This window comes from Actinospica durhamensis, from assembly GCF_018139695.1.
Taxonomy (GTDB): Bacteria; Actinomycetota; Actinomycetes; order Streptomycetales; family Catenulisporaceae; genus Actinospica; species Actinospica durhamensis.
Genome location: NZ_JAGSOG010000330.1, coordinates 1 through 8,568 on the forward strand (window position 1 = coordinate 1; position 8,568 = coordinate 8,568).

Consider the following 8,568-nt stretch of genomic DNA (forward strand, 5'->3'; position numbering starts at 1 on the left):
CCCCACCAGCGAGGGCTTCCAGCGCGCCGGCCGCAGACTCGTCGTCAACGAGACCCTGCTACGCGCCGCCGTCCCCCACTCCACCAGCATCGCCGAGGTCATCCGCCGCCTCGGCCTCGAACCCTCCGGCCCCCGCCACCGCGCCGTCCGCGAAGCGATCGCCCGCCTGGGGCTGGATACGGGGCACATGCTCGGGCAGGGGCACCGACGCGGCGCGGCGAGCGGGGCGCGGCTTCCACCCGACAAAGTTCTGATCTTCCGGCCCGAACAGAGCTACCGCCGCCACTCCGAACGCGTCCGCATCGCCCTGCTCGATCTGGGCGTTCCGGAGCGCTGCGCGATGTGCGGCACCGGGCCCGACTGGCACGGGCGGCGGATAAGCCTGGAGATCGACCACATCAACGCCGACTTCCGCGACAACCGCCGCGAGAATCTCCGGTTCCTGTGTCCCAACTGCCACGCGACCACAATGAGCTTCTGCCGGAAGAAGGCGCTCGGGTAGGATGACCAGGCCGGGACCGTAGCCCAATCGGCAGGAGGCGGCGCGTTTAGGTCGCGCACAGTGTGGGTTCGAATCCCACCGGTCCTACGCCACGTGGCCAGGCGGTTCGCCTGGCCACGCACGTTCATCCGACCCCTCGTTCGGGTGTCTTCGCCGCCTGCGCGGCGCCCTCGGGTACCTACTTCACCGAACCCGCGGTCAGGCCGGAGACGACCTTTCGCTCGATCAGGGCGAACAGGATGATCACCGGGATGGTGGCGATGACCGAGCCCGCGAACAGGTGCTGCCAGTCGGTCGAGTACTGGCCGAGGTAGGTGTTGAGCTTGACCGTGAGCGGCTCGGTGGAGTCGGTGTTGGTCAGGGTGAGGGCGACGATGAACTCGTTCCAGGCCGCGATGAAGGTGAAGATCAGCGCGGTGACGATGCCGGGCAGGGCGAGCGGGATGATGATGCGGGTCATCGCGCCGAAGCGGGAGGTGCCGTCGACCATGGCCGCCTCCTCGAGCTCCTTGGGGATCGCGCCGAAGTAGGCGTTGAGGATCCAGACCGCGAAGGCGAGGTTGAAGCCGGAGTTGACCAGGATCAAGGCCAGGGTGCTGGGCAGGTGGACGGTGTTGGTGAACTCCTGGTAGATGCCGACGATGAGGCTGGTCGGCTGGAACATCTGGGTGATGAGCACCAGCACCAGGAAGGCGCCGCGACCGCGGAAGCGGCGGCGGGCGGTGTAGTACGCGGCGGGGATGGCCACGAGGAGCACCAGCACGGTGGTGCCGATGCCGATCTCGAGGCTGATCGCGAGGTTGGTGCCGAGGCCGGTGGACCAGATGTTGGTGAAGTTCGACCAGGCGAGGTGGTGCGGGAAGTAGTCGCGGTCGTCGAGTTCGCTCTGCGGGCGCAGAGCGGTGATCACCATCTCCAGGTACGGCAGGATGAAGATGATGCCGATGACGTAGGCCGCCCCGGCGACGATCACGGTCTTGATCGAGGGGAGCCGGCGCGCGGGGGCCGCCTTGGCGGTGGGCCGCTGCGCGGCGGGCGCGGTGATACTCGCCATGTCAGCTCTCCTTCAGACTGTTCTTGTTGGCCCGCAGGAAGATCAGCACGATGACGATGACGACGCCGAAGTTGATCACCGAGAGCGCGCCGGACTGGCCGATGTTCAGGGTCTTGAGCGTGTACATGTAGACCGTGCTGGTGCTGGTCTGCGAGTCCGGCCCGCCGCCGGTCATCGTGTAGATGATCGGGAAGGAGTTGAACACGTTCATCAGGTTGATCAGGATCGCGACGGTCATCGCGGGGCGCAGCAGCGGGAAGGTGATCGCCCAGTACGTGCGCAGCCGGCCGGCGCCGTCCACCCGCGCGGCCTCATAGACCTCCGCCGGGATCGAGCTGAGTCCGGCCAGCAGCGCGTAGGTGGTGAACGGCACGGAGACGAACACCGCGACGACGATCATCCAGTACATGGCGTGGGTCGGGTTGCCCAGCCACGAGGCCTGCGTCCCGTTGAACTGGCTGACGATCCCGAGCTGGTGCAGCAGCACGTTGATGACGCCGTTGTTGGGGTCGAGCATCCAGCGGAAGACGATCGAGGTCATCATCACGGACGCGGCCCACGGCGCGATCAGGGCCCAGCGCACCACCTTGCGGCCCGGGAAGCGCTGGTTGAACAGCTGGGCGAAGGCCAGCGAGATGAGCACGGTGAGGGCGACGACGGCGAACACCCACACTCCGGTGCGGGCCATGACCGAGGCCAGGTTGGGGTCGTCGAAGACCGCGCTGAAGTTCTTCCAGCCGTAGTCTCCGAGGTCGAACCCGAAGGAGTTGATGTGCTGTCGGGAGGTCTGGAACATCTCCCAGACCGGCCAGAGCACGGCGAAGCCGATCAGCGCGAGCGCCGGGGCCAGCCAGGGCAGCGGGGCCAGGGCGCGGGTGAGGCGGCGCGCACGGCCGGGGCGTCGGGGGGCGCGCACGGCGGCCCGCCCGGCCGTGACCTGCTGCGCGCCGGATTCGGTGTCCACCGTTTCCTGCATGTCTCGTTCTCTCTCCAGTGCGGCGTAAGCCCCTGACTCCGGCGGGGCGCCGGAGTCAGGGGCGGCTGCTTGCTGCGCGATCAGCTGCTCAGCTGCCGTCGGACAGGGCGAACTGCTGGATCTGGCCCAGCACGGTGGCCGGGCTGGTGCCGTCCACGGCCGCGCCGATGGTGTTCTTGATCTTCGTGCTCACGTCGGACCAGTTGGCGTTGCTCGGGTAGGCCGAGGACGTCGGGATGGCCTTGACGAAGGCGCCGAAGGTCGGGTCGTTCGCCTCGGCGTTGGCCGCGGAGGTGGTGGCGGGCAGCAGGTCGTAGAGCGAGTCGAACTGCGCCTGGTAGGTGTCCTGGTAGGCGAAGTTCAGGAACTTCTGGATCGCGGACTGCTCATTGTGCACGTTCAGCGCGACGATCTGGTCGTCGACGCCGAGCGGGTCGGTGAGGGTGCCGGTCTGGCCGGGGAACGGCGCGGTAGCCCAGTCGGAGGACTGCAGCTTGCCGGCGGCCTGGATGATCGGGACCACGGCCGGGGAGCCGCCGACCATGCCGACGGTGCCGGCGGCGAAGTCGGACCACATCGTCTTGCGGTCCACGGTGCCCGGGTTGGCCTCGGTGTCACCGGCCTTGACCAGCGTGTTCATGAAGCTGAACGCGCTGATGTTGGCGGCCGAGTTGACCGTGTAGTTGCCGTCGGTCTGGTAGCCGCCGCCGGCGCCGAGCATCCACATGTAGGACTCGCCCTGCGCCTCCTCGGGGCCGAGGGGCATGCCGTAGCCGATGGTGCCGTTGCCGATCTTGGCGATCTTGGCGGCGTCGGCCTGCAGTTCGGCCCAGGTGGTGGGGGCGGCGGCGATCCCGGCCTGCGCGAACAGCTTCTTGTTGTAGTACAGCGCCCGGGTGCTGGTGGTGAACGGGATGCCGTACTCGGTGCCCTGGTAGTCGCCCTGCTTGGCGAAGGTCGGGATCAGGTTCGCCAGGGTGCTGGCGCTGAGCACGTCCGAGGCCTTGTACGCGATGCCGGCCTGCGCGTAGGCCTGCGGCGCGTCGCCCTCGATGATGTCCGGGTAGTCCTTGGCCTGCATCAGGGTCTTGAGCTTGTTCGGGAAGTCGGTCCAGTCGATCGTCTGGACCTGGACGGTGATGTTGGGGTTCGCCTTGTGGAAGGCGTCGGCTATCGACTGCCAGTACGTCTGGGTGGAGTTGGAGGTTCCAGCCGTGCCGTAGTCGGCGCCGAACAGCTTGATGGTGATCGGGCTTCCTGAGCTGCCCGAGCCAGAAGTGTTGCTCTTGGAAGAACTACAAGCGGTCAGGGCCAGGGTGGCCGAGAGACCGACGGCTGCCGCGGCAGCGAGGCGACGCTTCATTGCCTTGCCTTTCCACACATCAGTGCGCGCTGTTGAAGATGGACCCGCGGTACGCCGTGGTCGTGGTCGTTGCCGTGCCCGCGGCCCCCGAGGTGTGCGGTCACTGTAGGCGCGGCGGTCCATGCTGGTCTATACCAGGGTCGCCCCAGGTATAGACCAGTTATCGAATCGTGTCCGGTGCACCATCTGAGCGTGATGTGTCGCGAAACGGGTGAAGATCGAGAAACAACGCTATGACCTGGGGTTTGGCGAACAACCGTCAGAGTTCGAGGATGTACGGGCAGCTCGGAGGGGTGACGGGGCGGGCCAGGCGTGGCAGAGGCGGACCAGGCTGGTCTAGTCGGGTAGGCGGCGGAAACACCCGATGATCAGCCGCCGTGGAGGGCGAAAAAGGGCACCGCGGGGGGACGCGCGAAGGCTGCGGATCGCGGGCGGATGGCGGTGCTGGGCTGCGGATCGCGGCGGATGGCGGCGCGAGGCCGCGGATCGCGGCGCAGGGCAGTCGATCGCGGGCGGATGGTGGCGAATGGCAGCCGGCACAGGATTGGAGAACGTCGCGGATGGCCGCGGATAGCTGCGGATCGCGGGCGGCTGGCGGATCGCGGATGGCGGTCGACGCAGGGTTGGGGATCACGGCAGACGCGGCGGGTCACAAGCGAATCGCGGCGGAGCGCGGACGGATCGCGGCGGATGCCGGGCGGATCCCCGATCCCCGGCGCAGGGCCGTGAGAAACGCTGCCGCGGGGAACGCGGTCATTCACGACGGGACGGATCACGCCGCCGCGGAAAGCGACCGGCCCGCACCGCCCGAGGGATCGGGGGTGCGGGCCGGTCAAGAAAGGCTGCTGCGGTTCGGCCGCTTCGAACTGAGTGCGATTCAGGCGTGCGGCCTGGCAGGGCTCGCGGAGGTCAGAGCGGGAGTAGCGGGGCGAGGGCTTCGAAGGCGCGGCGGCGGTGGGAGACGGCGTTCTTCGCTTCGGGGGTGAGCTCGGCGGTGGTGAGCTCGGAGCCCGTGGGCAGGAACACCGGGTCGTAGCCGAAGCCGCTCGTGCCGCGGCGGGCGCGCAGCAGGGTGCCTTCGATGCGGCCCTCGCGCACGAGGCGTCTGCCGTCCGGGCCCGGCTCGGCGAGGGCGGCGGCGCAGACGAACTGAGCGCCGCGGTGCTCGTCCGGGACGTCGCCCATCTGGGCGAGCAGCAGGTCCAGGTTGGCCGCGTCCTCGCCGTGCTTGCCGGCCCAGCGGGCGGAGAAGATGCCGGGCATGCCGTTGAGCGCGTCGACACAGATGCCTGAGTCGTCGGCGATGGCGGGCAGTCCGGTCGCCTCGGCCACGGCGGTGGCCTTGAGCAGGGCGTTGCCGCCGAAGGTGAGTTCGGTCTCGGCCACGTCGGGCACGTCCGGGTAGTCGGTGACGCCGACGAGGTCGACCTTCACCCCGAGTTCGGCCAGGATCGCCCGCAGCTCGCCGACCTTGTGCGCGTTACGGGTGGCCAGCACGATGCGCTGCATGCTCAGTTCACCGTCCCAGGGCCTTGCGCTGAAGCGCCGTCAGGTCGACGCAGCCCTGCTCGGCGAGATCGAGCAGCGCGCCGAGCTCCTTGCGGTCGAAGGGGGCGCCCTCGGCGGTGCCCTGCACCTCCACGAAGCGCCCGTCCCCGGTGCACACCACGTTCATGTCCGTCTCGGCGCGCACGTCCTCCTCGTAACAGAGGTCGAGCAGCGGGCGGCCGTCGACGATGCCGACGGACACGGCGCACACCGAGCCGGTCAGCACCTCCTGCCTGGCCTTGACCGAGCCGCGCTCCTTGAGCCACGCCACCGCGTCCTCGAGCGCCACGTACGCGCCGGTGATGGCCGCGGTGCGGGTGCCGCCGTCGGCCTGGAGCACGTCGCAGTCGAGCACGATGGTGTTCTCGCCGAGGGCCTTGTAGTCCACCACGGCGCGCACGGCCCGGCCGATCAGGCGGGAGATCTCGTGGGTGCGCCCGCCGATGCGGCCCTTGACCGACTCGCGGTCGGAGCGGTCGTGGGTGGCCCGCGGCAGCATGGCGTACTCGGCGGTGACCCAGCCGAGGCCGGAGCCCTTGCGCCAGCGCGGCACGCCCTCGGTGACGGAGGCGGCGCACAGCACCCGGGTGCGGCCGAACTCGACCAGCACCGACCCCTCCGCGTGGTCGAGCCAGTTGCGGGTGATGCTCACGGGGCGCAGCTGGTCGGGGGCGCGGCCGTCGTGGCGGGGGGCGCCGGAGGCCGTGGTCTGGTCGGCTGAAGTCATGCCTCGAGCGTAACGGCCCGCTGGACGTCGGCGAGCTCCGGGCCGAGGAAACGCCGCCCGATCTCGCGGAAGCGCTCGGGGTCGCCGGTGGTGCGGAACTCGTGCACCGGCGCGGGGAGCGTCTCGTCGCGCATCAGGCCGAGTTCGGCGAGGTCGCGGTAGACGTCCTTGGCGGTCTCCTCGGCGCTGGAGATCAGCGTGACGTCCTCGCCCATGACGTACGAGATGACGCCGGTGAGCAGCGGGTAGTGGGTGCAGCCGAGGATCAGGGTGTCCACGTCCTCGCCGGCGATCGGGTCGAGGTACTCGTGGGCGGCCTTGATCAGCTCGTCCCCGGCGGTGACGCCGTCCTCGACGAACTCGACGAAGCGCGGGCAGGCCTGGGTGAACAGGCGGACGTTGGGGACCGCGGCCATGGCGTCCTCGTAGGAGCGCGAGGTCTTGGTGGCCATGGTGGAGATGACGCCGATGCGGCCGTTGCGGGTGGCCGCGACGGCGCGGCGGGCTGCCGGGTGGATGACCTCGACGACGGGCACGGCGTAGCGCTCGCGGGCATCGCGCAGCATCGCGGAGCTGGCCGAGTTGCAGGCGATCACCAGCATCTTCACGCCGTGCTCGACGAGCTGGTCGAGGCATTCGAGGGCGTATTTACGCACCTCGGCGATGGGCCGCGGGCCGTAGGGGGCCCGGGCCGTGTCGCCGAGGTAGAAGACGGGCTCGTGCGGCAACTGGTCCAACACGGCCCGGACTACGGTCAGTCCCCCGTAGCCGCTGTCGAAGATCCCGATCGGTGCGTCTGACACCCGCCCACCATAAGGCACGCCGGCGCTTAGCTGATCGTATGACGCAGCGGTCAGGCCCAGAGTTGCCCCGAAAGACGGTCCTCTGCTTCGCCCAGGGTGCCCTCGTAGGCGCCGGTGGACAGGTACTTCCAGCCGCCGTCGGCCACCACGAACGCGATGTCGGCGCGCTCGCCGGCCTTGTGCGCCTTGGCGGCGAGGCCGAGCGCGGCGTGCAGGGCGCAGCCGGTGGAGATGCCGGCGAAGATGCCTTCGGTGGTCAGCAGTTCGCGGGTGCGGCGCAGCGCGTCGGCGGAGGCGACGGAATAGCGGGTGGTGAGGACCGAGGCGTCGTAGATCTCCGGGACGAAGCCCTCGTCCAGGTTGCGCAGGCCGTAGATGAGGTCGTCGTAGCGCGGCTCGGCGGCGACGATCTCGATGCCCGGGACCTTCTCGCGCAGATACCGGCCGACGCCCATGAGGGTGCCGGTGGTGCCGAGGCCCGCGACGAAGTGCGTGATGGTGGGCAGGTCCTCGAGCAGCTCGGGGCCGGTGCCGGCGTAGTGCGCCTGGGCGTTGGCGGGGTTGCCGTACTGGTAGAGCAGGACCCAGTCGGGGTGCTCGGCCGACAGTCCCTTGGCCACCCGCACGGCCTCGTTGGAGCCGCCGGCGGCGGGCGACGGGATGATCTCGGCGCCCCACATGCGCAGCAGCTGGCGCCGCTCCTCCGAGGTGTTCTCCGGCATGACGCAGATCAGCCGGTAGCCCTTGAGCTTGGCCGCCATGGCCAGCGCGATGCCGGTGTTCCCGCTGGTGGGCTCGAGGATGGTGCAGCCCGGGGTGAGCCGGCCCTCGCGCTCGGCCTGCTCGACCATGGCCAGCGCGGGGCGGTCCTTGATCGAGCCGGTCGGGTTGCGGTCCTCGAGCTTCGCCCAGATCCGCACGTCGGCGGACGGGGAGAGCGTGGGCAGCCCGACCAGGGGGGTGTGCCCGAGCGAGTCGAGCAGCGAGTCGTAGCGCATGGCGGGGCTCAGCGCATGCCGCCGGCCACGGCCGGCAGCACGGTGACCTTGTCGCCGTCGGCGAGCTCGGTGTCGAGCCCGGCCAGGAAGCGCACGTCCTCGTCGTTGAGGTAGACGTTGACGAAGCGACGCAGCTTGCCGTCGTCGATCAGCCGGCCGCCGATGCCGGGGTGGCGGGCGTCGAGGTCCGTGATGAGGTCCTTGAGCGTGCTGCCGGCGGCTTCGACGCTCTTGGCGCCGTCGGTGTAGCTGCGCAGGATGGTCGGGATGGAGACCTGGACGGCCATTGCGGGACTCCTGTGGTGGTGGGGGCGGCTTTCCGCGGGCGTGCGGGGGGTGCAGGTCACGCCGTTGCGGGTCGGGACGCGAGGGGACGGCGCGCACGCGCCCCGCGTCGGCTAGGCGGCGCTACACAGCGCGCTGGCGAGGCGGCCCAGGTCGACGTGGCGGCGCGAGACGAGCAGCACGCCCGTGTCCTCGGCGGCCGTCATCACATCGGGGGAACGCATGAGGCCAGTCTACCGATTCCCGCCGGGGGCCTCCCAGCCGCGGCCACGCCTCGGACGCCGGTGGGCGGGGCCTCACGGACGCCCGCCC

General features: G+C 69.8%; 10 protein-coding genes and 1 tRNA gene. 2 read left to right on the plus strand and 9 right to left on the minus strand.

Translation table 11 applies throughout. The features are described 5' to 3' along the window. Together KDL01_RS36275 and KDL01_RS36280 are read left to right on the plus strand one after the other, a co-directional pair. Nucleotides 1–502: HNH endonuclease (locus KDL01_RS36275; RefSeq protein WP_212533236.1), on the plus strand; the 502-nt coding region annotated here is incomplete at its 5' end. Between the two features lie 12 nt (nt 503–514). Further along, nucleotides 515–589 (plus strand) — tRNA-Leu (locus KDL01_RS36280). 91 nt (nt 590–680) lie between these two features. Here KDL01_RS36280 and KDL01_RS36285 read toward each other — a convergent pair. The 9 genes from KDL01_RS36285 to KDL01_RS46215 all read right to left on the minus strand — a co-directional run bounded on the left by KDL01_RS36285 (nt 681) and on the right by KDL01_RS46215 (nt 8,480). Next, nucleotides 681–1,556 (minus strand): carbohydrate ABC transporter permease, encoded by an 876-nt coding sequence (locus KDL01_RS36285; RefSeq protein ID WP_212533237.1) that lies wholly within the window; start codon nt 1,554–1,556, stop codon nt 681–683. Nucleotide 1,557: 1 nt separating this feature from the next. After that, nucleotides 1,558–2,532 (minus strand): carbohydrate ABC transporter permease, encoded by a 975-nt coding sequence (locus tag KDL01_RS36290; protein ID WP_212533238.1) that lies wholly within the window; start codon nt 2,530–2,532, stop codon nt 1,558–1,560. A gap of 88 nt (nt 2,533–2,620) precedes the next feature. After that, nucleotides 2,621–3,895, minus strand: a complete 1,275-nt coding sequence (locus KDL01_RS36295) for an extracellular solute-binding protein (RefSeq protein WP_212533239.1) — start codon at nt 3,893–3,895, stop codon at nt 2,621–2,623. A 909-nt stretch (nt 3,896–4,804) separates the two neighbouring features. Then, entirely contained in the window at nt 4,805–5,404 is a 600-nt protein-coding gene (gene rdgB, locus KDL01_RS36300; RefSeq protein ID WP_212533240.1) for an RdgB/HAM1 family non-canonical purine NTP pyrophosphatase, read from the minus strand. A 7-nt stretch (nt 5,405–5,411) separates the two neighbouring features. Then, nucleotides 5,412–6,170, minus strand: a complete 759-nt coding sequence (gene rph / locus KDL01_RS36305) for a ribonuclease PH (RefSeq protein ID WP_212533241.1) — start codon at nt 6,168–6,170, stop codon at nt 5,412–5,414. Continuing rightward, nucleotides 6,167–6,973, minus strand: coding sequence for a glutamate racemase (gene murI / locus KDL01_RS36310; RefSeq protein WP_212533242.1), 807 nt, complete (start codon nt 6,971–6,973; stop codon nt 6,167–6,169). The genes rph and murI overlap by 4 nt, the downstream gene beginning before the upstream one ends. A gap of 50 nt (nt 6,974–7,023) precedes the next feature. Then, the gene (locus KDL01_RS36315) at nt 7,024–7,971 is read right to left on the minus strand and encodes a PLP-dependent cysteine synthase family protein (protein WP_212533243.1); all 948 of its coding nucleotides are present in this window, start codon (nt 7,969–7,971) and stop codon (nt 7,024–7,026) included. A gap of 8 nt (nt 7,972–7,979) precedes the next feature. After that, the gene (locus KDL01_RS36320; RefSeq protein ID WP_212533244.1) at nt 7,980–8,258 is read right to left on the minus strand and encodes a MoaD/ThiS family protein; all 279 of its coding nucleotides are present in this window, start codon (nt 8,256–8,258) and stop codon (nt 7,980–7,982) included. 111 nt (nt 8,259–8,369) lie between these two features. Continuing rightward, the gene (locus tag KDL01_RS46215; protein WP_368861722.1) at nt 8,370–8,480 is read right to left on the minus strand and encodes a putative leader peptide; all 111 of its coding nucleotides are present in this window, start codon (nt 8,478–8,480) and stop codon (nt 8,370–8,372) included. Between the last annotated feature and the right edge of the window lie 88 nt (nt 8,481–8,568).

Coding starts and splice junctions, on each gene's coding strand:
- KDL01_RS46215 (WP_368861722.1), bottom strand. CDS start 8,480: ATGCGTTCCCCCGATGTGATGACGGCCGCCGAGGACACGGGCGTGCTG.
- KDL01_RS36295 (WP_212533239.1), bottom strand. CDS start 3,895: ATGAAGCGTCGCCTCGCTGCCGCGGCAGCCGTCGGTCTCTCGGCCACC.
- rdgB (WP_212533240.1), bottom strand. CDS start 5,404: ATGCAGCGCATCGTGCTGGCCACCCGTAACGCGCACAAGGTCGGCGAG.
- KDL01_RS36285 (WP_212533237.1), bottom strand. CDS start 1,556: ATGGCGAGTATCACCGCGCCCGCCGCGCAGCGGCCCACCGCCAAGGCG.
- KDL01_RS36290 (WP_212533238.1), bottom strand. CDS start 2,532: ATGCAGGAAACGGTGGACACCGAATCCGGCGCGCAGCAGGTCACGGCC.
- KDL01_RS36320 (WP_212533244.1), bottom strand. CDS start 8,258: ATGGCCGTCCAGGTCTCCATCCCGACCATCCTGCGCAGCTACACCGAC.
- rph (WP_212533241.1), bottom strand. CDS start 6,170: ATGACTTCAGCCGACCAGACCACGGCCTCCGGCGCCCCCCGCCACGAC.
- KDL01_RS36315 (WP_212533243.1), bottom strand. CDS start 7,971: ATGCGCTACGACTCGCTGCTCGACTCGCTCGGGCACACCCCCCTGGTC.